The following is a 22,545-nucleotide window of genomic DNA, read 5'->3' on the forward strand; positions in this document are numbered from 1 at the left end:
GAAGATGCGTGATCTGATCCTTCAACTCAGCAAAAGTTCGATTTATTCAACAAAGTCGCTGTAATCTTACTTCTCTGCCAGAGAGCAGAGAATAAAAAAATCGAAAATCCGAGACGGTAATTAAATCAGGGCCATTAAAAATAGGCCCTGATTTATCTTATTTCTTCAGTCCCGCAAACGCTGCCCGAATCTCCTCTTCCGGCAGCTGTATTCCAATAAACACCATCACGCTGTGCGGCGCTTCCTCACCCCACGGGCGGTCCCAGTCGGCGCTATACAGGCGCTGTACCCCCTGGAACAGCAGGCGGTTCGGTTCGCCGTCGATCCACAGCATCCCTTTGTAGCGCAGCAGCTTGTCGGCAAACGACAGCAGCAGGTTCTCCATCACGCGGGAGACCTCGCTGATGTCAACCGGGTAGTCCAGCTCCACCACAATCGACGCCACGTCGTTTTGCTTGTCGGATATAAAGTGGAAGCGCGGCTTCGCGGTGACGTTCTCTTCCAGCATAAAGCCGTTGGTGTTGAACAGCTGGGCGAGATCGATATCGCCGTGCGTCACCGTGTAAATTGGCGCACGCGAGTTAATGCGCGTCAGGCGCTCGCGGAGTTTTTCGCTGTCGCCCGCCACGTCGGTTTTGGTCAGCAGGATGCGGTCGGCGTAGCCCACCTGGGACTGGGCGATGGTGAACTGGTTCATCTGCTCGTCGGCATAGACCGCGTCGACCAGTGCAATCACGCCGTCCAGCAGGTAGCGCTGGCAGAGGATCTCGTGCGAGAAAAAGGTCTGAATAATCGGGCCGGGGTCGGCCATGCCGGTGCACTCGATTACCAGGCGGTCGAAGTCGATGTCACCGCGATCGCGGCTGTCGAGCAGGTCCAGCAGGGCGTCTTCTAATTCGTTAGAGCGGGTGCAGCAGATGCAGCCGTTGGTTAGGGTTTTGATCTGCGTGGCGCGGTCGCCGATTAATTGATCGTCAACGGAGACTTCGCCAAATTCGTTTTCGATGACGGCGATTTTGAAGCCGTGCTGTTCATTCAGGATATGGCGCAGCAGGGTGGTTTTACCGGCGCCGAGGAAACCGGTCAGCAGGGTAACGGCAATCGGGGTCATGGTTTCTCCTTTAGCAGCAGCGGACGCCGCCTTCTCCACTTCCGCCGTAGCGCGCTTCCTGACGCTCGCGGAAGAATTCAGTGTAGGTCATGTACGGCTTATCCGGATGGTTGGTCTTCATATGCTCAACGTAGTTGTCATAGTCCGGAATGCCAATCAGCATTTTCGCCGCCTGACCGAGGTATTTTTTTGCTTCGCCTAAGTTACCAAACATAATGCATCCTGATAAGACAAAGCCCGGTGGCGCTACGCTTACCGGGCCTACAGTACCGTTGTAGGGCGGGTCAGCGTAGCGCCACCCGCCATTTTTTTAATGGTGCGAAGAGGTCTTCACGCCGCCTTCCGGTACCGGCACGTACGGGGTCTCTTTATCCGTACGGCCTTCGGCGTTGCGCACTTTCATCCAGGTTTTGATGCCGTAGAAGATAATGCTGTACACCACCACCAGGAACAGAATGCTCAGACCCGCGTTGGTGTAGTTGTTCACCACGATATGGTTCATGTTGGCAATCTGCTGCGCGGTCAGATCCGCGCCGCCTGCGGCAATCTTCTCTTTGTACTGGTTAGCCATGAAGAAGAAGCCTTCCAGCTGCGGGTTGGTGCTGAACAGTTTCAGACCCAGCGCCCAGGTGGTGCAGAGCAGCAGCCACAGTGCAGGAACGACGGTTACCCAGATGTATCTGGTGCGTTTCATCTTCACGAGGACAACGGTACCCAGCACCAGGGCCACAGCCGCCAGCATCTGGTTAGAGATGCCGAACAGCGGCCAGAGGCTCTTCACGCCGCCCAGTGGGTCAACAACGCCCTGATACAGCAGGTAACCCCACAGGCCTACGCAACCCGCAGTACCCAGCACACCGGCTACCAGAGAGTCGGTTTTCTTCAGGAACGGCACGAAGTTACCCAGCAAATCCTGCAACATGAAGCGGCCTGCACGCGTACCGGCATCCAGCGCGGTGAGGATGAACAGCGCTTCAAACAGAATACCGAAGTGGTACCAGAAGCCCATGTCCGCCCACGGCAGCACTTTGTGGAACACGTGTGCAATACCCACGGCCAGCGTCGGTGCACCACCTGCGCGGTTCAGCACGGACGGTTCGCCGATGTCTTTCGCGGTCTGCATGATCTGCTCAGGCGAAATCACGAAGCCCCAGGAGCTAACGGTCGCCGCCGCGTGTGCGCTGGCATCTTTCAGCTGCGCCATGATCAGCGCGGTGTTTTCGCCACCCATCTCGTGCAGGTTTGGCATGGTGATGCCGAGACCCGCTGGCGGGGTGTTCATCGCGAAGTACAGGCCAGGCTCAATAATCGACGCCGCAACCAGCGCCATGATCGCCACGAAGGATTCCATCAGCATCGCGCCGTAACCGATAAAGCGCGCGTCGGTTTCGTTGGCCATCAGCTTCGGCGTGGTGCCGGAGGAGATCAGCGCGTGGAAGCCAGATACGGCGCCGCAGGCGATGGTGATAAACAGGAACGGGAACAGGGCGCCTTTCCACAGCGGACCGGTACCGTCAATGTACTGCGTCACCGCCGGCATTTTCAGCTCCGGGTTGATGATCACAATACCAATCGCCAGCCCGACGATAACGCCGATTTTCAGGAAGGTCGCCAGGTAGTCACGCGGGGCCAGAATCAGCCACACCGGCAGCAGCGCAGAGATGAACGCGTAACCGATCAGCGCGAAGGTGATGGTGGTGTCTTTAAAGGTCAGCGCCGGGCCCCAGTACGGGTCGTGTGCAATCACGCCGCCGAAGTAGATGGACGCGACCAGCAGCACGATACCGATGACCGACACTTCACCCACGCGGCCAGGGCGCAGGAAGCGCATGTAGATGCCCATGAACAGCGCAATCGGTACGGTAGAGCAGACGGTAAAGACGCCCCACGGACTTTCGGCCAGCGCTTTCACCACGATCAACGCCAGCACCGCCAGGATGATGATCATAATCAGGAAGCAGCCGAAGAGGGCGATCGTGCCCGGCACGCGGCCCATCTCCTCTTTGATCATCTCGCCCAGCGACGAACCGTTACGACGCGAGGAGATAAACAGCACCATAAAGTCCTGCACCGCACCCGCCAGCACCACGCCCGCCAGCAGCCAGAGCGTACCCGGCAGGTAGCCCATCTGCGCGGCCAGCACCGGGCCGACCAGCGGGCCAGCGCCTGCAATGGCGGCAAAGTGGTGACCAAACAGCACGTAGCGGTTGGTTGGCACGTAGTTCAGGCCGTCATTGTTAATGACCGCCGGGGTGGCGCGCGTCGGGTCGAGCTTCATGACCTTCTGCGCGATGTACAGGCTGTAGTAGCGATAAGCCACAAGGTAGACGGAAACCGACGCGACCACGATCCAGAGGGCGCTGACGTGCTCGCCCCGGCGTAATGCGACAACCGCCAGACAGAAAGCACCGATGATCCCGAGTAAGGCCCAGGGCACGTGCTTGAGTAGTTTTTTAGTATCCATAGTAAGACCTGGTTTTTTATGTAAAGAAAAAAGGGTCAGGGTTCGTTGTGAGGAGGTATTGAGTAATGCTGGAGCGATCGTGCCAGATCCTCGCGCGTGTAAAGCACGGTAAATGGGTGAGTGGTTGAAAGCGATGCGTGAGCGGTCAAAAGCGAGGGTAAGTGGTTAAGGCTCACCCCCGGCGGGCGAAAATATGTGATTGAGATCACTAAGGATAATCTAATCCTGCGGGGGGCGGCTGGCCCTGCGCGCCAGCCTTCCCGGAAAAGCGATCTTATGGCGTGTTAACCGCGGACCTTTGCGGAAACGTTAGCGTTTTTTTTGCGCAACGGGATCACACCGCGGCTTCCATCTCCATCATCACCGGGTGGAAACGGCGCTTGAAGTAGATCAGGCCGTGCCCCTCGCTGCTGAGGATGATGTTCTTAATTTCCACGAGATAGACCAGATGGGTGCCGATGGTTTGCACCTGGGTTATCTCACCTTCCAGGCTTGCCAGAGCGCCCTTCAGTACCGGCTGCGCCAGCGGGCCTTTCTGCCAGCAGGAGAGAGCGAAGCGCTCCTCCATCGCCATGCCGGTCATCCCGGCGAAGTGGCGGGCCATGATCTCCTGCTCGTGGTTCAGCACGTTGACGCACAGTTTGCCGTTGCCCTGGAAGACCGGGTTCATGGCGCTGTTGGCGTTGATGCAGACCATGATCGAAGGCGGGGTGTCCGTTACCGAGCAGACAGCGGTGGCGGTAATGCCGCAGCGACCCGCGTCCCCCTCGGTGGTAACTACATTCACCGCCGCCGACAGGCTGGCCATCGCGTCGCGAAAACGCAGGCGTTCTTCTGTTTGCATTGAAACCTCCCGCTGCGTTATTTCAGCAGCTTATCCAGCATGTTGATATCAGTGTTGTTGTGCAGGTGCGGTACGGTCCAGCCGTGCTGGTCGTACTCGGACATGCAGCGGTCAACCATCGCCATCATCTTGTCCATGTTGCCGGAGCTTTGCGCCTGACGCAGGCATTGCAGGCGGATCTCATCCTGGCTACCGGAGTAGTTGATTTCGTACAGCTCGTGACGTCCGCCAAACTCGCTGCCGATGGCATCCCACATCAGTTTCAGAATCTTGATGCGTTCGACATGATCCATGCCGTTGGAGCCGCGCACGTACTTCGCCAGATACTGGTCGATCTGCGGATTGTTCAGGTCACGGGCGCTGGACGGCAGGTAGATCAGCCCGGAGGTGACGTTACGTTCGATGATGTTCTTGATCTTCGCATAGGCCATTGGCGCCATCACGCGGTAGGTCTGCAACGCCGCGTGGTCAGGCAGGTACGCGCCGTTCACCCACGGCGTGGCTTCGGAGCACATGGAGTCGCTCAGCGCCCAGAACATGTTGCGCCACGCCACCACTTCGCCGAGATCTGCCTGTACGCCGCGGAACTCAAGGGTGCCGGTACACTCCAGCGATTTCTTCAGCAGGGCGGTGATAAAGTCGAGCTTCACTGCCAGACGCACGCAGGCCTGAAGCGGGTACATGCGGGCGAAGCCACCTTCCATCGTCCAGCGACGGCAGCGGTCGAAATCGCGATAGATGAGCACGTTTTCCCACGGGATCAGCACATGATCCATCACCAGAATGGCGTCGTTCTCGTCGAAGCGGCTGGAGAGCGGATAGTCGTACGGAGAGCCGGTCGCCCCTGCCACCATCTCGTAAGAGGCGCGGGAGATCAGCTTCACCCCTTCGGCGTCCATCGGCGCGACGAACATCAGCGCGAAGTCCGGATTTTCGCCCATCACCTGCGCCGAGCCAAAACCGATCATGTTGTAGTGGGTCAACGCCGAGTTGGTCGCCACTACTTTTGCGCCGCTGACGATGATCCCGGCGTCGGTCTCTTTCTCCAGCTTGATGTAAACGTCTTTCACCTCGTCCGCCGGTTTGTGGCGGTCGATCGGCGGGTTGACGATGGCATGGTTGAAGTAGAGGCCGGTTTCCTGAATACGGGTGTACCAGTTGCGGGCGTTCTGCTCGAACTGACCGTAGAAGGCAGGGTTAGCGCCGAGCGCGCAGCCGAACGCCGCTTTGTAGTCCGGCGTACGTCCCATCCAGCCGTAGCTCAGGCGCGACCACTCGGCGATGGCATCGCGCTGCTGGCGCAGGTCGTCGGCGCTTTTCGCCACGCGGAAAAATTTATGGGTGTAGCCGCCGTTGCCGGTGTCAGTGCCCCAGCAGAGGGTATCCTGCATGTCTGGCTTGTGCAGGGCGTCGTACATCTGGGCGATGGACGCCGCCGCATTGCGAAATGCCGGGTGGGTAGTGACGTCCTTCACGCGTTCGCCGTAGATATAAATCTCACGGCCATCTTGCAGGCTTTTTAAATACTCTTCACCGGTTAACGGACGTTTGGCATCAGCGCGGAAATCTTCAGGCTTCATAGGGACCTCGTATCGGAAGATGGTTGTTAAATTTATGTTTTGTTTTTGTTGTTTAATTGAAGCGTGAGAGGGGCGGAACGTGAAGGGACGATTGGGACAACGGCTGGTACTTTTCGGGTGGAGAAGGGATTTGTGATCGTTGTCCCCTCACCCTAACCCTCTCCCCACAGGGGAGAGGGAACAATTACACCCTCTCCCCTATGGGGAGAGGGCCGGGGTGAGGGGAAACCGGTACTTTCTGCGCCCGATACGCGCTGGGTGAGCACCCCGTCAGCCGGTTAAAAAACCGGGCGAAATAGGCCGGATCTTTAAACCCCAGCTGCCAGGCAATTTCGCTCACTGTGCTGTCGGAAAACAGCAGCAGCCGTCTGGCTTCCCGCAGCTGCCGGTCGAAGATCAGCCGTTTCGGCGAGCGGTTGGCGAAGCGGCGGCAGATGTCCGTCAGGCGGGATTCGGTGAGGTGCAGTTCGCTGGCGTATTCCGGCACCGTCCAGTGCTCGTGGTAGTGCGCATCTGTCAGCTGATTAAAGCGCTGGAACAGCTTCAGCTCGCCGCGCATACCGCCTGAAGCGTGGTCGTCGAGCTTCGCGTTGCGCAGCAGCAGGGTAAACACCGCCTGCGCCAGAAGGACCAGCGTATATTCACGTCCCGGCAGCTGTTCCGTGGATTCCCGGGCAATGAGCTGCCAGTAGTGCTTCAGCGCCGCCAGTTCGTCAGGCCTGTCGGCAAGCGACAGGCAGATCCCCGGCAGGCCGAACGCTTCCCGCGTGCCGGGGTAGAGCACTTCTAATAGCGGCCAGATGAGATCCTCGCGCACCGTCAGCACGTGACCGTCGCTGTCGGATTCGGTGATAAACGCGTGCGGCACCGACGGCGGCGTCAGCACAAACAGCGGGGCCTGCACCGAATAGCGGTGATCGTCGAGCTGAAGCTCAATCTGCCCGGTGTCGAGAAAGTGCATCTGAAAATACTGGTCGTGACGATGCGCCTGCATGTCGCGGCCAAAAAAGGCCGCCATGCGGGCAAACGACTGGTAGTGCACATCGTCGGTGCCCAGACTTTCGTCGTACTCCTTGCTGATATCAATGTTGGCGATGGGGCTCTGGCACATGATCGTTCCTCTGTTGATCCCGCTGCGTCATCGGAATGCGCGTCAGCACCAGCGCGCCGACCACCAGCAGACCCGCCACGAACCACAGCCCCGAGCTGAAGCTGCCGGTCGCGTCGCGCAGGATCCCAATCAGTAACGGGCTGACGGCAGATCCGACGTTGCCGATGGCGTTGATCACCGCCAGCGCCACCGCGCGGGATTGCAGGCTAATCACCTGGTCCGGCGTGGTCCAGAAGATCGCCATGGCGGTAAACGATCCGGTTGAGGCCATGATGATGCCAAGCAGCTGGATCAGGCTGTGATCGGTCGCCGAGGCCAGCATCCATCCCGCTGCTGCAAACAGATACGGCAGGATGGTGTGCTTTTTTCGCTCTTTCAGCCTGTCGGAGCGGCGGCTCCACCAGATCATCCCGAGGATGGTGCAAAACTGCGGGATCGCCGCCAGCAGGCCGATGACGATATTGCTGCTTCCCGTGTTGAAGCTTTGCAGGATCTGCGGCGTCCAGATGTTGATGGCGCTGAGCGTGTTGGTCAGGCAGAAGTAGGCCAGCGTGTAGAGCAGCACGGCCGGAGTCAGCACTTCGCGCAGCGTCGATCGCGGCGTGGCGGATTGGGCAATGGCGACCTCCTGCTCGCGGGCGATCATCGCTTTCAGCGCCTGCTTTTCGTCGTCGTCCAGCCAGGTGGCCTGATCCGGCGTGTCGTTGAGGTAAAACCAGGTCACGACGCCGAGCACCACCGACGGCAACCCTTCAAGCAGGAACAGCCACTGCCAGCCCTTCAGGTTCCACAGTCCGTCCATTGCCAGGATGTACCCGGAGAGGATCGAGCCGAGCATCATGGTGACCGGCATGGCAATCATAAACAGCGCGTTGGCGCGGGCGCGATGATAGGCCGGGAACCACCAGGTGAGATACACCAGAATGCCCGGCAGGAAACCGGCTTCGGCAATGCCCACCAGCATGCGCAGCACGTAAAGCGTTTCCGGGCTGGTGGCGAACATGGTGCAGGTGGAGGCGATGCCCCATACCACCATGATCCCGGCGATCCAGCGGCGGGCGCCGACCTTCGCCAGCATGATGTTGCTCGGGATGCCGCACAGCACGTAGGTGACGTAAAACAGCGTCGCGGCCAGGCCAAACATGGTGGAGGTGAGGCCCAGATCTTTGCCCATCGTCAGTCCGGCAAAGCCGATGTTGATGCGATCGAGAAACGAGAAAACAAACAGGATAAAGAGAAACACGATCAAACGACGGAACAGCTTGTTGATCGCGCGATGTTCTATAGCTTTCTTATCTTGCAGGGTAGAGGTCGTCATGGTGCGCTCCAGATCTTACGTTTAGTAGACGGATTTATTGTTATTCACTGACGTAACCGGTTGTTCGATAAAGCGCGCCGCCAGCGCTTCCGCGCCGCGGGCGAGCAGAGTGGTATCCACGCCGACCGCGACAAACAGCGCGCCGAGTTCAAGATAGCGTTTCGCCAGCTGCTCGTTCGCCATCAGGATGCCGGGCGCTTTACCCGCGCTCAGGATCTGCGCGATTGCCTGTTCAATGGCGGCCTGCACCTCCGGGTGCTGCGGGTTGCCGGCGAAGCCCATGTCGGCGCTCAGATCCGCCGGGCCGATAAACACCCCGTCGACGCCTTCCACGTCCAGGATCTGCGGCAGGTTTTTCAATGCCATGCGGGTTTCGATTTGCACCAGCACGCACATGGCGTCGTTAGCCTGATGCAGATAGTCCGGGATGCGGTTCCAGCGCGACGCCCGCGCCAGCGCGCTGCCAACGCCGCGAATGCCCGCAGGCGGGTAGCGTGTGGCGCTCACCGCCAGCCGCGCTTCGTCGGCGTTTTGCACCATCGGCACCAGCAGGGTTTGCGCCCCCACGTCCAGCAGCTGTTTGATCTGCACCGGATCGTTCCACGACGGGCGCACCACCGGCTGGCTGGGATAAGGGGCGATGGCCTGTAGCTGGGTTAAGATGGTCTGCACGCTGTTTGGCGCGTGCTCCCCGTCGATCAGCAGCCAGTCGAAGCCTGCTCCGGCCAGTAGCTCTGCGCTGTAACTGCTGGTCAGCCCCAGCCATAACCCGATTTGCGGACGGCCCGCCTTCAGCGCCGCTTTGAATGCGTTTTGCATGGTCATCTCCTTATACAAAGCGGCAGCTGATGGAGCCCATGTTGCCGTAGTCGACATGGAAGGTGTCGCCCCTGCTGGCGGGTACCGGGCGGGTAAACGAGCCGCCGAGGATGATTTGCCCTGGTTCAAGCTGCACATCGTATGGCGCGAGTTTGTTCGCCAGCCACGCCACGCCGTTCGCCGGGTGGTTAAGCACGCCAGCGGCAACGCCGGTCTCTTCGATCACGCCGTTGCGGTAGAGCAGGGCGGAGATCCAGCGCAGATCCAGCTCGTCGGGTTTAATCGGGCGGCCGCCGAGGATCACGCCCGCATTGGCGGCGTTATCGGAGATGGTGTCGAACACCTTGCGCGGGCGCTGGGTTTCCGGGTCGATGTTGTGGCAGCGGGCGTCGATCAGCTCCAGGGCGGGGATGACGTAGTCCGTGGTGTTGTAGACGTCGAAGATCGTGCAGTTCGGGCCGCGCAGCGGTTTTGCCAGCACGAAGGCCAGCTCCACTTCAATGCGCGGGACGATAAAGCGATCCACGGGGATGTCGCTGCCGTCGTGGAAGAACATGTCGTCCAGCAGCGCGCCGTAGTCCGGCTCGCTGATTTGCGAGCTGGCCTGCATCGCTTTCGAGGTGAGGCCGATCTTGTGGCCTTTCAGCACGCGGCCTTCGGCAATTTTCAGGTTCACCCATTCGCGCTGGACGGCGTAGGCGTCTTCAATGGTGATCTCCGGGTACTCCAGCGAGATCGCGCGGATCTGCTCCCGGGATTGTTCCGCCTGATGCAGGCGGTGGGCGATCAGAGTATGGGTGTGTTTGTCGAGCATGGCGATATCCTGTTGTTATTTGTTTTCTCCCTCTCCCTGTGGGAGAGGGCCGGGGTGAGGGCATCAGGCCGCAGAGATTTCCCCTCACCCTAACCCTCTCCCCAAAGGGGAGAGGGGATCGATCGAGCGTGTTACTTAAACAACGCGTGCACGTTGTTTTGTTTGTAGTTGAGCGTCGGATCGAGTTCTTCCATGGCGAAAGACAGCGCCAGATAGCGCTCCGCCATCAGCTCCGCGAAGTGCGTTTTGATCAGCGCAAACAGCATTTCACCGACCTCTTCCCGGCTCTCCAGGCTGCGCCCGGCGCCGATCTTCAGCGTCATGTGCACAAAGGCGTAATCGTGCTTACCGTCTGCCATCTGCCAGGTGTCCAGCCAGTGGGCGCGGCTGCGGATACCGCCGAGCGGGAAGATCCCCGTGGCGGCGAGCGCCTCGTTCACTTTGGCGAACAGCCCCGGCAGGTCGGCCTGCTCGCGGATGTTGTCGGTACATTCAGCAATAAAGTGCGGCATGGTGACTCCTTACGCGGGCAGCGGGAAAACGGCGTTAACCTGACCAGTGCCGGAGCTGGCGAACAGCTCGGTGAGAAACTCCACCTTGCCGTCGTATTTGTCCCAGCCGAGCATCCCCAGCAGCATCACCGTGTCGTGCATGTTGCCCTCGCCGTAGCAGTAGTCGGCGTACTCCGGCAGCATGCTGCAAAATTCCCTGAACTGGCCTTCGCGCCACAGCTTCACCACCCGCTCGTCCATCTGGCGGTCGAACTCGCGGGTGTAGCTGTTCATCCCTTCCTCCGCGCGCTGGTCATCGATAAAGCGGTGCGAGAGCGAGCCGCTGGCGAGCACCGCCACGGTGCCGTCGTATTTTTCGATGGCGCTGACGATGGCCTCGCCCAGCCTGCGGCTGTCGGCGAAGTCGTGAACCGTGCAGAACGCCGAGATGGAGACCACTTTGAAGTGCTTATCCGCGTTCATGTAGCGCATCGGCACCAGCGTGCCGTACTCCAGCTTCAGGCTCGGGATGTTGTGCGCTTTGGCGCGCACGCCACGCTTCACCGCCTCGTCGGCGATCAGCTGGCCGAGTTCCGGGTTGCCGTCGTAGTCGTAGGTCATGTCGCGAATAAAATGCGGCAGCTCGTTGCTGGTGTAGACGCCTGAAAAATGGTCCGCGCAGTTGATGTGGTACGCGCTGTTCACCAGCCAGTGGGTGTCGAACACGATGATGGTGTCCACCCCCAGCTCGCGGCAGCGCTTGCTGATCTCTTTATGCCCGTCGATGGCCGACTGGCGGCAGCCGTGGTTTTTGCCCGGCAGCTCAGAGAGATACATCGACGGGACGTGGGTGATTTTTGCCGCTAACGCTAATTTTCCCATGATCAGATCCCCCACTTTGGAATCGGATGGTCGCCCATGGAGATGCAGACGTTCTTCATCTCCGCGAAGACTTCGAAGCTGTACTCGCCACCCTCGCGCCCGGTGCCGGAGGCTTTCACGCCGCCAAAGGGCTGGCGCAGGTCGCGCACGTTCTGGGTGTTAACGAACACCATGCCCGCTTCGATATTGCGCGCCAGACGCAGCACTTTGCTGACGTCCTGAGTCCAGATGTATGACGCCAGCCCGTACTCCACGTCGTTGGCCAGCCGCAGGCCTTCCGCTTCGTCTTTGAACGGCAGGAGGCAGGCCACCGGCCCGAAGATCTCCTCCTGCGCCACGCGCATGCGGTTATCAACATCCGCCAGTACGGTCGGGCGCAGGAAGTTGCCGCCCTTCAGGTGCGCAGGCAGATCGGTTGGTTTGTCCGGGCCGCCCGCCAGCAGGGTCGCGCCTTCTTCAATGCCGAGACGGATATAGCCGGAGACTTTTTCCCAGTGTTGCTGGCTGATGAGCGCACCAATCTGGGTGTTCGGATCGGTCGGGTCACCCACGCGCAGGCGGCTGGCGCGCTCGGCAAAGCGCTTGATGAATTCCGGGTAGATGCTCTGCTGGATAAAGATGCGCGAGCCAGCGGTGCAGCGTTCGCCGTTGATGGAGAAGATGGTGAACAGGGCGGCGTCCAGCGCACGCTCGATGTCGGCGTCTTCAAAAATCAATACCGGCGATTTACCGCCCAGCTCCATAGAGTATTTCTTCAGCCCGGCGTTTTTCATGATGTTGCGCCCGGTGGCGGTCCCGCCGGTGAAGGAGACGGCGCGCACGTCGTGATGGCGCACCAGCGCGTCGCCCGCCGTCGCGCCATAGCCCTGCACCACGTTCAGCACGCCCGCCGGAATGCCCGCCTCCAGTGCCAGCTCGCCCAGACGGTCGGCGGTCAGCGGCGAGAGTTCAGACATCTTCAGCACCGCGGTGTTTCCCAGCGCGAGGCACGGCGCAACCTTCCAGGTGGCGGTCATAAACGGCACGTTCCACGGCGACACCAGCGCGCAGACGCCCACTGGCTGCACCAGGGTGTAGTTGAGCATCTTGTCATCGACCGGATAGGTTTTGCCGTTCATCTGCTGGCACACCTCGGCGAAGAACTCGAAGTTGTGCGAGGCGCGCGGAATGAGCACGTTTTTGGTCTGGTGGATCGGCAGGCCGGTGTCGGCGGTTTCCATCGCGGCAATGTCCGGCACGTTCTGGTCAATCAGATCGCCCAGGCGACGCATCAGGCGCGCGCGCTCCTTCATCGGCAGGTTGGCCCATTTCGGGAACGCCTCTTTGGCGGCGGCAACGGCCTGATGGATTTCGGCTTCCCCGCCGGAGGCCACTTCAGCCAGCACCTCGCCGGAGGCCGGGTTGGTGGTGTGGAAGTACTCACTTCCGGCGACGTTTTTCCCGTTGATCCAGTGGTTAATCTTTTTCATTTTGCGGTCTCCTCACTGACAATTCGGTTTACCAGACGGCCTACGCCTTCCACTTCCACCACCACCTCATCGCCCGGTACCACGTCGGACAGCCCCTTCGGCGTGCCGGTGGCAATCATGTCGCCCGGTTGCAGGGTCATAAACTCGCTCAGATACGCAATCAGGAATGGGATGCTGAAGATCAGGTCTGCCGTGGTGCCTTCCTGACGCAGTTCACCGTTGACGAAGGTGCGCAGGGCTAAGTTGTGTGGGTCAGGAATGGCTTCTTTTGGCACCATGTTCGGGCTGATGGGGGTCAGCCCGTCGCGGCTTTTCACCCGCAGATTCGGGCGGTAGTAGTTTTCGAGATAGTCGCGGATGGCGTAGTCGTTGCACACCGTGTAGCCCGCCACATACTCCATCGCCTCGGCTTCGCTCACCTTGCGCGCGGTTTTACCGATGACCACCACCAGCTCGGCCTCGTAGTGCATATAGTCGATATTGTTCGGGCGCACCGAGGTCTGGCCGTCGCCGTTAAAGGTGTTCGGCGCTTTGATAAACACCAGCGGCTCGGTGGGCGGTTTGAAGTCCAGCTCACTGGCGTGGTCGGCATAATTCAGGCCGAGGGCAAATAGCGTGGCGTGCGGCGGCGTGCGTTGAGCGATGGCAACGTCGCGTTCATTGACCACCGGGTTTTCCAGCGGCGGGAAACCTTCCGCCAGAATGCGCACGCGATCGCCCGGGCGGATCTCCACCCGGCTTTGCGGGGTGCCGAGCAATATCGCATCACCGGGGTTCAGGGTAGCGAATTCGCTCAGGGCGCTCAGCAGTTCGGCGGCGTTGCGGTGCAGATCGGCCGTGTTCCAGTGGTCCGCTTCGCGACCGTTAATCTCGGTGATGATGGTCAGGTTATCGACGTTATCAACGGCGACAGGTTCGCCAAGCGGGCAAAATCCATCCCGGCATTTGGCCTTGATGGCCGGGCGGTAGAAGCTCTCTTCCGGCAGGCTCACCTCGTTGGCGAGCGCATACCCGGCGATGTACGCCGCCGCCTCTTCTACGCGTACCTTGCGGGCGGTTTTACCCACCACCAGCGCTACCGTCGCACCGCTTAACACGGTTTCTCCCTGTGGGAAGGGAATCGGTTCGCCTGCGCGGATAACGGTGTTATGCGGCTTGATAAACCACACCGCCGTTTTTGGCGGCGCGTTATAGGGAGCTTTTTCAAACGCTTCAGCCCAGGCTGTGCGCTGGCTTTGATGGTTTAGCGCCACGGCAAAAACAGTACCTTTCATTCCCATACTCCTCAGACCGGCTGTCCGGTTTTGATTTCATTAATATGTTAATGATCTGGTTTTATGCTTTTGCTGTTCGTTTCGCAATCAGAAGTGAATAATTTGTGATATGAATAACAATAAATTTACATTAATGAGTGAATATGCTTTTAAATCAATGCATTAAAAAAATGGCGTTGTTTCTGTTAGACTTTTTGAGTTAAAACGGGTTGTCTATAAAAGCATCTGTTTTGAATTGTTTACTTGTTAATGATGTAAGGGGAAGGTGATGCATGACTCATTAACCATCGCGCTGTTGCAGGCGCGTGAAGCGGCGATGGGCTACTTCCGCCCGATAGTGAAGCGGCATAATCTGACCGAGCAGCAGTGGCGTATTGTCCGCGTGCTGGCCGAGCATCCTTCCATGGATTTTCACGATCTGGCGTTTCGCACCTGCATTTTACGCCCAAGCCTGACCGGCATTCTGACGCGGATGGAGCGCGACGGTCTGGTGCTGCGCTTAAAGCCGGTGAACGACCAGCGCAAGCTGTACGTGTCGCTGACGAAAGAAGGCAACGCGCTGTACCAGCGTGCTCAGGCTCAGGTGGAAGAGGCGTACCAGCAGATTGAGGCGGAATATACGCCGGAGAAGATGAAGCAGCTCACGGCGCTGCTGGAAGAGTTTATTGAACTTGGAAACCGACATATTGCCGCGCGGGACGAAGAGTAAAAACCCTAAATTCCAGGATGATTTTCGTAAAGTTTTCCCTTTCCAGGCCGAAAATTCTGTATCTGTCTGAGGAAAGAGAAAACATGTTAAATCGTATCAAGATTGTCACCAGTCTCATGCTGGTTTTAGCGATATTTGGCCTTTTACAACTCACATCCGGTGGTCTTTTCTTCAATGCCCTGAAGCATGACAAAGAGAATTTCACCGTCCTGCAAACCATTCGCCAGCAACAATCCACCCTGAACGGTAGCTGGGTGGCGCTGCTGCAAACCCGTAATACCCTGAACCGCGCGGGTATCCGCTACATGATGGATCAGAACAACATCGGCAGCGGCTCAACCGTCAACGAGCTGATGCAGATTGCCTCTGCGTCTCTGAAACAGGCGGAAAAAAACTGGGCCGATTACGAAGCACTGCCGCGCGACCCGCGTCAGAGCGACGCTGCGGCGCTGGAAATCAAACGTAATTACGATATCTACCACGGTGCGCTGGCTGAGCTGATCCAGCTGCTGGGGGCAGGCAAGATCAATGCGTTCTTCGACCAGCCGACCCAGAGCTATCAGGATGGCTTTGAGAAGCAGTACGTTAACTACCTGCAACAGAACGACGCGCTGTATCAGACCGCGGTTGAAGACAGCAACAGCTCTTACCGCCAGGCGATCTGGGTGCTGATTAGCGTACTGGTTGCGGTGCTGGTGGTGATTGTTGCCGTCTGGCTGGGCATTCGTCAGGCGCTGATTTCACCGATGAACCGTCTGATTGACAGCATTCGTCATATCGCCAGCGGCGATCTGGTGAAGCGTATCGACGTGGAAGGTTCCAACGAGATGGGCGAACTGGCCGACTCCCTGCGCCACATGCAGGGCGAGCTGGTGCGTACCGTGGGTGACGTGCGTAACGGCGCGAATGCCATCTACAGCGGTGCGAGCGAAATCTCGATGGGCAATAACGATCTCTCATCCCGTACCGAACAGCAGGCTGCCTCTCTGGAAGAGACCGCCGCCAGCATGGAACAGCTGACTGCCACCGTGAAGCAGAACGCCGAGAATGCCCGTCAGGCGAGCAACTTGGCTCTGAGCGCGTCTGAGACCGCGCAGAAAGGCGGTAAAGTGGTAGATAACGTGGTGCAGACCATGCGCGACATCGCGGGGAGTTCGCAGAAAATCGCTGATATTATCAGCGTGATCGACGGTATTGCCTTCCAGACCAATATTCTGGCGCTGAACGCGGCGGTAGAAGCGGCGCGTGCGGGCGAGCAGGGCCGCGGCTTTGCGGTGGTTGCAGGTGAAGTCCGTAACCTGGCGCAGCGCAGCGCCCAGGCAGCGCGGGAGATCAAGAGCCTGATTGAAGACTCCGTTGGCCGCGTGGAAGTGGGTTCAACGCTGGTAGAAAGCGCCGGTGAAACCATGGGTGAGATCGTGAATGCGGTGACCCGCGTGACCGACATCATGGGCGAGATTGCGTCTGCGTCTGACGAGCAGAGCCGCGGTATCGACCAGGTGGGGCTGGCGGTAGCGGAGATGGATCGCGTGACCCAGCAGAACGCCTCGCTGGTGGAAGAGTCTGCTGCTGCGGCGGCGGCGCTGGAAGAGCAGGCGAGCCGTCTGACGCAGGCCGTTGCGGTGTTCCGTATTCAGCAGGAGCAGATGAAGGCGCGCGAGTTTGCCTCCGCGAAAAGCGTTACCGCACCGGTCGTGGCGCGTAAACCAGCGACCGCAGACGCGGGCGATAACTGGGAAACGTTCTGACGCTGTGCATTTTGCCGGGTGGCGGCTGCGCCTGACCCGGCCTACGGGATGGGTTTTTGTAGGCCCGGTAAGCGCAGCGCCACCGGGCGATACTACAGGGGCAGGCGCATGGCGCAGCGGGAACCATACGCTAAACCGTGCGCTGCCTCTTCTTCGCGTTTCTGGCGCAGCTCCGGCGTCAGCGTCGTCATCATTTCAAACCCCAGCCGCGCATAGAACGGCGCATTCCACGGGACATCACGAAACGTCGTTAACGTCAGCGAGTTCAGACCAAGACTGCGAGCATGCGCCGCGGCACGGGCAATTAACTGGCGTCCGAGACCGCGTCCCTGCCAGTCCTGATGAACAGAGAGTTCCACAATAAACAGCGACGATGGATGGGCTTCGGTGAGAATAAACCCCACCGGCCTGTCGTCTGCCAGCGCCAGCCAGCTTGATCCTCGCGCGGCATAGCCGAGGTGATCCTCAACGGAAATGACCTCGCCGTCGGCAAGCCAGGCCAGCTCAGGAACGTCGCGAAACCGCTGCCCGGCCGCACGTTCGATCGCGGGCAGGGCGGTAACGTCATCGCGGGTTGTGGGGCGAATAGTCATGTTCATGGCGGGAAGTATAGCCTGATCGACCGCTATTACTCCGAGCAGACCAGCACCGGCGAGTAAAAATTGCTGATCACCAGCGCCTTATGCGGCGTGCGCTCTATCGTCAGGAGCCTTTTTTTCCCCAGCGTCAGGCCAGCCACGTACTTTTCAAATACCCCCGGCGGCATGGCGTCATGGCTGAAGCGCTCCACTTTTTGAATGATAATTTCATACAGCGCTCCCTCAACGTGCCGCCATTTAAACATCTCCTGACGAGAAACTTCCCAGCTTTTCGGGGCATTCTCAAAGTTGCCGTTTAGCGTGATGTAGCCCGTTTTATCGGGGTGAAAACGCATGATGATCTCCCCGTCGAACGTGAACTCGTGGTTATCGCGCCTGTCGGAGAAGGTCAGATTTCCATCGCAGGCCACCGACAGCGGGGGCGTGTAGACATACCACGCCAGCGCGGCGCCCAGAAGCAACAGGTTAAGGACCAGTATTAGCCACACTTTTTTGTGTTTCATATCACCACTCGTAATAGTAAAGCGTACGACAGGCGCTGGCTTTATCGTGCGTGAGCGAGCACTGGGAAAGCACCAGCCGCCCTTCATGGCCGTAGAAAAGCGTTCTCTGAATGTGCATGTAAAAGATCGAATTTTTCAGGCACGGGAGATGACCGTCCTGCTGAAGGTTTTGCGCCAGGGCAATGGCCCTGTCGTGGAACACATCCGCCAGCGGCGTAAAGGTGTAGACCGGACACTTGCCGATATGGGTAAGCAGGTGAATGTCACTCTGTGGGGCATCGGGCTTAATGGCCGTTATCCAGACGCACAGCGCAATAATCGCCAGCGTGAACGCGCCGCAGAACAGCCGTTCCGGACGAACGCGCCATGCCGGTTTTGCCGTTTCGGCCGCTGGCGCCTCTTCCTCCAGCGTCGTCACCGTGACGTCCGCGCAGAGCATAAAGCCCGTTTTCGGCACCGTGACGATAAACAGCACGTCGGGAACCAGGCTGGCCAGCATTTTGCGCAGGATGCTGATGTACTGGTTTAACGAGTTGTTGGATCCATGAAGCCCGCGCCGATCCCAGACGTCATGAAGGAAAGTTTCCCGTTCGACAACGTTCCCGTGATGCTTCACCAGCAGCTTCAGGATGGTATTGGCCGTACAGGTGAGGATCTGCGCATCCTCTTCCGGCGCATTGACAGGAGTAATAATGCCGTCCTCGTCATTGTAAATGAGGGCGTCAGCAAGCAGGTATTTCATAAGGTGTTGTAATACAGACAGAGATATTCAATTAAAAAACAGGCATTACGTCTTAGTAAGCAGCGTTGTTGGTTATTTTAGCGTCACTGTTACCGATAACATTGATCCAGACGGTTTTTTGGTGAGGTTAATAAGTCAGTGTGACTATCACGTCATCAATGAACTCCCCCGTCCCGCTCAGGGGCTGGGCCGGAACCTCCCCGTATACGGTGAAGTTCTGCGTGCCGCCTGCGGGGTTGGTGACGTTCAGCGTATCGCCGCTGCTTCGATCGCCCCAGCGCTGCGTCGCGCCCGCATCCTGCCATAGTCCATAGCGCAGGCACTGGCCCTCATCGTTGCAAAGCTGCCGCCAGTCGCCGCTGGCATGATTGCCTTTCCCCATGGCAAGGGTGAATGCGGTACCGGCCGGGCAGCGCGTGGTGAGGGTTGCCGTCGAGCGCGAGGGGCGCAGCGTGGCGGTGCTGGTCAGGGTGCCGAAGTTAAGCGGCGTGACACGCTCTATGTAGCATCCTTCGCTGATTTCGGCCTGCGCATTGCTCCCGCCCTGCACCTGTTCCCCCTCCGCAGAGCCGTCAGCACAGCTTTGCAAGGCATCCTGGCGGGTGGTGCTGTGCCAGGCGATACGCAGGTTCATGTTGTAGTTGTAATAGTGGGTCGCAGGGAGCTGGCTTTGCCCCGCTGGCAGGGTGGCGATAAGCGGAAAACTGCCGCTGACGCTGGCGTTGCTTCCCGCAATGATGGTCTGCTGGATGAGATCCCCGCGGCTGGCGGGGCCTAACTCCTGCGATCGCGCGAGACCGTTAAGCAGTCGAAACAGCAGGGTGTACTGTTTTCCCTCCTGGTCGCCCGTCGAAAGCATCTGAAAGGGCGGGGCGTCGATGCTGCTCAGACAGACGTTGATATATTCTGCCGTGCCGTAGTTGTCGGCCTGACAGCTAAACTTTACCTCGGTGTGGGTCGAGGCTGCGTTACCCGCCACGACGTTGCCGAAGTTAATAACGGCGGGGGAGGTGATCCAGCACGCTGCCGCCATCGCCTTCATGGACAGCACAAGCAGCAACGTTAACAGCGTTTTTAATGACACAGTTGTTCTCCAATATTGATTACGGTTGACGAGGTGCGCGGGGCCGGAAGCGTGACCCGGCATTCGCCTTCACCGGTTTTCACCACCAGCTCGCCCGGCAGGGGCGGATCTTCAAGCCAGATAAACCCGTCGCGACCCACAATGGTGGCGCCGTGTGGCGTTGAAACGACGCTGCCCAGCGGCAGCGGCTGGCGGTGTCTGTCGACCAGCCGGGCCTGAACCGTCATGGCGCGATGGACGTTAAAATCGACTTTCACCGCGTTACCGTTGCCCGGTCTGGCATACATGTCGGTGACGGGGGCGATGACGTCGGGCGGCAGTTCCAGCGGATCGATGGTGACTTTGCTGTTGTGGTAGCGCGGCAGGTCGGTCAGCAGAAGGTATCCTTGCTCATCGGTTTCACCCGCGCGGCGGTTTTCCAGCATCACCGGTACATGCCCGATACCGCGCGTGGAGACCAGCGCCAGACCCTGCTGGCTGTAGCGTAAAGCGTGCAGGCTGTTGTCCAGCAGCGTCAGGCTGCCTTCGGCCGAGGCGTACTGGTTGCTCGCGTTAGCGCTCTGCTCCAGCCCGACGTGCCACTCTCCGGCGCGGCCAAGGTAGCCTGCGTCTGCATACCTTTCCCGGTTTTGGCCAAAGCCCTGCCCCAGCTGCCAGGACCAGCCGCCCGCCTGATTGTCTGGCTGGTGGCGATAGTCCATACGCGGCCTGTCCCGGCTGGCCTGAACCGAGAGGGTGTTCTGGCGGCCCAGCGGGACGGAGAGCATAAGCTGGACATTGCTCGACGCGTCCGTAAACGAGCGGGTATAGCTCAGCGTGGTGGAGAGATGTGCTGGCAGCGAGACGGACCATGAGGCATTAAGATAGCGCTGCCGGTTGCCCTGTATATTTTGCTGCACCCAGCCCGCCCCCAGCGTGCCGAAATGGGGAAATGCGTGGCTAACCCATACGCTATCGCTGCGTCTGACGGGCGCGGCCCCGCTCATGCGGGCGTTATCCGCGAATGCGGCGTCGGTGCGAACGGTGCTGGCGGAAAGCCCCGTCCCGCTGCCATTCCACTGCCAGCCGAGGCCCCACTGCATCCCCTTCCCGTAGGCGCTGTCGCTTAGGGCGATGTGCGGGCTAAGAATGCCCGCAGTGGGGGAGATCAGCCAGTCGGCGCCTGTACCCACGTTGCGCAGCTTTCGCTGCTGTTCCGTATGCAGCGCCAGCGTCAGCTGGTTATTCACGCCATAGCGCCAGCCGGCATCGAGCATCGGCGAGGCGGCATAGTCATCGGATCGCAGGGTATAGTTTTGCCGCATCCAGCCAATGTCCAGTGAACCGCTGCTAAGCCCCTCCGCCAGCATTCCCGGCGCGCCGTACAAATCGAGCTGAACGGTACGCCGCTGGCCGTTGATGTCGGTGATCACCACCTGCGCCTGCCCGCTGCCGGTAAAGGAAGGCAGGGTATCGAGCAGAAAATCACCCGGCGTTACCTGCTGGCTGCTCTGCTTAAGGCCGTCGATGTAAAGATCGACCGTTGAAGGCAGGATGGCCGTGTCGCTGTAGCGGCTGCGCGGTTCGGTGTTGAGTTGCGGATTAAGCTCAAAATTGCGCGCCCAGTGCAGCCCGCCGAAGCGGACCTGGCGGCTCCAGCGCGTGCCGGTGGTGATGCTGTCCCCCAGCGCCAGGCTGGTCAGCGAGTCTGCGTTATCCCGCTGCCAGCGGGTTTCAAGACGCGTGTGGGTGGGGCGACCCGCGCTGTTTTCCTCCCCCGCATGGCTGGAAAAGCTGCTGCTGAACAGGCCGGGCAGCGGCCCGGAGGCGGACAGCGTGGTTTGCGCGTTAAGCTGGCGTTTTCCCTCGGACTCGCTGGCATAGAGGGCGTACCCGAGGGTAAAGGCAGCTGATGGGCTGCGCTTCAGGATAGCGGTACTGCGAGGGAGGCCTCCCGAACGTTACGTGCTGCTGACCCTCAAGCGCCTTCGCCTCGGCGTTGATAGTCACCTGCTGCGAAAGCACGTCGAGGCTGACCTTCAGGCCCGGCAGGGACGTCAGTTCAACCCACTCGCTGCGGCCTTCCGGGGCGCGAAGCCCCAGTTTTGCGATATCGCTGCGGCCAATCCACAGGGCATCACCCGCAACGCGGCAGGCCCACAGCTCACCGCGCGGGGCGTGGTTAACGGTAATGGCCAGCCACTGAACGGCGTCGACGGGAGATTCAGCCCGGGCTGCTGACAGAATGAGCGGTAGCCAAAGCAGGAGCGCGAGCAGCGAGCGGACGCAGGGGGATCTGGCTGGCATGGCGATCGTCATTGATGTAGGCGCGTAACGCGCTGAGCGAGTGGCGGGGAGTCTGCTTGAGCGGTACAAGCGCGGTCTGGCCCGGCAGAACATAGCCCGCCAGCCCTTTGACCGATCCGGCAACCTGCCCGCTGGCCGTCAGAACCTGAAGGTGGCTGAGGCGAATATGGCGGTTTCCGGCGTTATAGCAGCGAAGCGTTGCCGGAATTTCGGCCTGTTCGCAGCTCAGGACATCCTGGCTGAGGGGCGTTGTCTGGCTTCCGGCTATAAAGACCGGAATCGAGTAACGCAGCAGGAAGTGAACGGCGCTGGGGTTGGCGGCACGGGACGCGGCGTCTGGCAGCTCATCGATGACCAGCCGGTAGCTTTGCTCCTGTTCATGCGCACCCGGCTGCATCACGATAATACGCACCAGCTGCTGCTGGCCCGGCGCCAGCGAGGTCATCGCCGGGCTGCTGACGACCTTTTCGGTTGCTTCCAGAACATCCTTGCCTTTTTTCTGGGACCATTCGTACACCCGTATCTGAGCGTGGATGGCCGTTTTCCCACTGTTCGTGAGGTAAACGGCCGTGGCTCGTTGGCCGCTCTGCATGTCGAGCGTCACGGGCGCGACCTGAAGCGTGGCGGCCAGCGCGTACCGTGACAGCAGCGCCAGCATCATGAACCAGATAATGAAGCAGGGAAGAAAGCGACGCAC

General features: G+C 59.6%; 23 protein-coding genes. 3 read left to right on the forward strand and 20 right to left on the reverse strand.

Annotated features, from left to right (window positions below; all coding sequences use genetic code 11):
• Positions 1-157 precede the first annotated feature (157 nt).
• The 13 genes from yjiA to hpaG form a co-directional block, all read right to left on the reverse strand.
• Positions 158-1,111 carry a GTPase gene (gene yjiA, locus ACOTX7_RS03290; protein ID WP_221256864.1) on the reverse strand — a complete coding sequence of 318 codons (954 nt, stop codon included), beginning with the start codon at positions 1,109-1,111 and terminating at the stop codon, positions 158-160.
• A 10-nt stretch (positions 1,112-1,121) separates the two neighbouring features.
• Positions 1,122-1,325 (reverse strand): YbdD/YjiX family protein, encoded by a 204-nt coding sequence (locus ACOTX7_RS03295; RefSeq protein ID WP_003856610.1) that lies wholly within the window; start codon positions 1,323-1,325, stop codon positions 1,122-1,124.
• Positions 1,326-1,421: 96 nt separating this feature from the next.
• The gene (locus tag ACOTX7_RS03300; RefSeq protein WP_214592254.1) at positions 1,422-3,575 is read right to left on the reverse strand and encodes a carbon starvation CstA family protein; all 2,154 of its coding nucleotides are present in this window, start codon (positions 3,573-3,575) and stop codon (positions 1,422-1,424) included.
• Between the two features lie 334 nt (positions 3,576-3,909).
• Positions 3,910-4,419 (reverse strand): 4-hydroxyphenylacetate 3-monooxygenase reductase subunit, encoded by a 510-nt coding sequence (locus ACOTX7_RS03305; protein WP_205924778.1) that lies wholly within the window; start codon positions 4,417-4,419, stop codon positions 3,910-3,912.
• Positions 4,420-4,436: 17 nt separating this feature from the next.
• Positions 4,437-5,999, reverse strand: a complete 1,563-nt coding sequence (gene hpaB, locus ACOTX7_RS03310) for a 4-hydroxyphenylacetate 3-monooxygenase, oxygenase component (RefSeq protein ID WP_221256865.1) — start codon at positions 5,997-5,999, stop codon at positions 4,437-4,439.
• Positions 6,000-6,183: 184 nt separating this feature from the next.
• Complete coding sequence (hpaA, locus tag ACOTX7_RS03315) at positions 6,184-7,110, reverse strand: 4-hydroxyphenylacetate catabolism regulatory protein HpaA (protein ID WP_213826142.1); 927 nt, start codon at positions 7,108-7,110, stop codon at positions 6,184-6,186.
• Positions 7,082-8,428, reverse strand: a complete 1,347-nt coding sequence (hpaX, locus tag ACOTX7_RS03320) for a 4-hydroxyphenylacetate permease (RefSeq protein WP_047354649.1) — start codon at positions 8,426-8,428, stop codon at positions 7,082-7,084. Before hpaX ends, hpaA begins: the two co-directional genes overlap by 29 nt.
• Before the next feature lie 21 nt (positions 8,429-8,449).
• A complete protein-coding gene (gene hpaI / locus ACOTX7_RS03325) occupies positions 8,450-9,247 on the reverse strand; it encodes a 4-hydroxy-2-oxoheptanedioate aldolase (RefSeq protein ID WP_221812977.1) in 798 nt (265 codons plus the stop codon).
• Between the two features lie 10 nt (positions 9,248-9,257).
• On the reverse strand, positions 9,258-10,061 hold the full coding sequence (hpaH, locus tag ACOTX7_RS03330; RefSeq protein ID WP_221256869.1) for a 2-oxo-hept-4-ene-1,7-dioate hydratase: 804 nt from the start codon (positions 10,059-10,061) through the stop codon (positions 9,258-9,260).
• Between the two features lie 131 nt (positions 10,062-10,192).
• A complete protein-coding gene (locus tag ACOTX7_RS03335; RefSeq protein ID WP_221256870.1) occupies positions 10,193-10,573 on the reverse strand; it encodes a 5-carboxymethyl-2-hydroxymuconate Delta-isomerase in 381 nt (126 codons plus the stop codon).
• 9 nt (positions 10,574-10,582) lie between these two features.
• Positions 10,583-11,434 (reverse strand): 3,4-dihydroxyphenylacetate 2,3-dioxygenase, encoded by an 852-nt coding sequence (gene hpaD / locus ACOTX7_RS03340; RefSeq protein ID WP_221256871.1) that lies wholly within the window; start codon positions 11,432-11,434, stop codon positions 10,583-10,585.
• Between the two features lie 2 nt (positions 11,435-11,436).
• Complete coding sequence (gene hpaE / locus ACOTX7_RS03345; protein WP_221256872.1) at positions 11,437-12,903, reverse strand: 5-carboxymethyl-2-hydroxymuconate semialdehyde dehydrogenase; 1,467 nt, start codon at positions 12,901-12,903, stop codon at positions 11,437-11,439.
• Positions 12,900-14,177 (reverse strand): 4-hydroxyphenylacetate degradation bifunctional isomerase/decarboxylase, encoded by a 1,278-nt coding sequence (hpaG, locus tag ACOTX7_RS03350; protein ID WP_221256873.1) that lies wholly within the window; start codon positions 14,175-14,177, stop codon positions 12,900-12,902. Before hpaG ends, hpaE begins: the two co-directional genes overlap by 4 nt.
• Positions 14,178-14,445: 268 nt before the next feature.
• Between hpaG and hpaR the strand changes: the two genes are divergently transcribed.
• Together hpaR and tsr are read left to right on the forward strand one after the other, a co-directional pair.
• Positions 14,446-14,886 (forward strand): homoprotocatechuate degradation operon regulator HpaR, encoded by a 441-nt coding sequence (hpaR, locus tag ACOTX7_RS03355; protein ID WP_006810239.1) that lies wholly within the window; start codon positions 14,446-14,448, stop codon positions 14,884-14,886.
• Positions 14,887-14,969: 83 nt separating this feature from the next.
• Positions 14,970-16,634 carry a methyl-accepting chemotaxis protein gene (gene tsr / locus ACOTX7_RS03360; protein WP_421626046.1) on the forward strand — a complete coding sequence of 555 codons (1,665 nt, stop codon included), beginning with the start codon at positions 14,970-14,972 and terminating at the stop codon, positions 16,632-16,634.
• Between the two features lie 92 nt (positions 16,635-16,726).
• On the opposite strand, the gene ACOTX7_RS03365 is transcribed toward tsr, so the two are convergent.
• From ACOTX7_RS03365 to ACOTX7_RS03385, 5 genes are all read right to left on the reverse strand, one after another.
• Positions 16,727-17,233, reverse strand: a complete 507-nt coding sequence (locus ACOTX7_RS03365) for a GNAT family N-acetyltransferase (RefSeq protein WP_047354655.1) — start codon at positions 17,231-17,233, stop codon at positions 16,727-16,729.
• A gap of 29 nt (positions 17,234-17,262) precedes the next feature.
• On the reverse strand, positions 17,263-17,736 hold the full coding sequence (locus ACOTX7_RS03370; RefSeq protein ID WP_221812975.1) for a hypothetical protein: 474 nt from the start codon (positions 17,734-17,736) through the stop codon (positions 17,263-17,265).
• Between the two features lies 1 nt (position 17,737).
• Positions 17,738-18,478 carry a winged helix-turn-helix domain-containing protein gene (locus tag ACOTX7_RS03375; protein ID WP_221812973.1) on the reverse strand — a complete coding sequence of 247 codons (741 nt, stop codon included), beginning with the start codon at positions 18,476-18,478 and terminating at the stop codon, positions 17,738-17,740.
• Between the two features lie 127 nt (positions 18,479-18,605).
• A complete protein-coding gene (locus ACOTX7_RS03380; protein ID WP_221812971.1) occupies positions 18,606-19,562 on the reverse strand; it encodes a Csu type fimbrial protein in 957 nt (318 codons plus the stop codon).
• A complete protein-coding gene (locus tag ACOTX7_RS03385; protein WP_421626052.1) occupies positions 19,553-21,244 on the reverse strand; it encodes a fimbria/pilus outer membrane usher protein in 1,692 nt (563 codons plus the stop codon). The genes ACOTX7_RS03380 and ACOTX7_RS03385 overlap by 10 nt, the downstream gene beginning before the upstream one ends.
• On the opposite strand from ACOTX7_RS03385, the gene ACOTX7_RS03390 reads away from it, so the two are divergent.
• Entirely contained in the window at positions 21,156-21,425 is a 270-nt protein-coding gene (locus ACOTX7_RS03390; RefSeq protein ID WP_260630759.1) for a hypothetical protein, read from the forward strand. The two genes, ACOTX7_RS03385 and ACOTX7_RS03390, sit on opposite strands and share 89 nt — an antisense overlap.
• Here the strand turns inward: ACOTX7_RS03390 and ACOTX7_RS03395 are convergent.
• Positions 21,390-21,848 (reverse strand): hypothetical protein, encoded by a 459-nt coding sequence (locus tag ACOTX7_RS03395; RefSeq protein WP_260630758.1) that lies wholly within the window; start codon positions 21,846-21,848, stop codon positions 21,390-21,392. The genes ACOTX7_RS03390 and ACOTX7_RS03395 overlap by 36 nt on opposite strands.
• Positions 21,766-22,545, reverse strand: coding sequence for a fimbrial biogenesis chaperone (locus ACOTX7_RS03400; protein ID WP_221812969.1), 780 nt, complete (start codon positions 22,543-22,545; stop codon positions 21,766-21,768). Before ACOTX7_RS03400 ends, ACOTX7_RS03395 begins: the two co-directional genes overlap by 83 nt.

The organism is Enterobacter cloacae complex sp. IR5418 (assembly GCF_049238105.1).
GTDB classification, from domain to species: domain Bacteria; phylum Pseudomonadota; class Gammaproteobacteria; order Enterobacterales; family Enterobacteriaceae; genus Enterobacter; species Enterobacter hormaechei.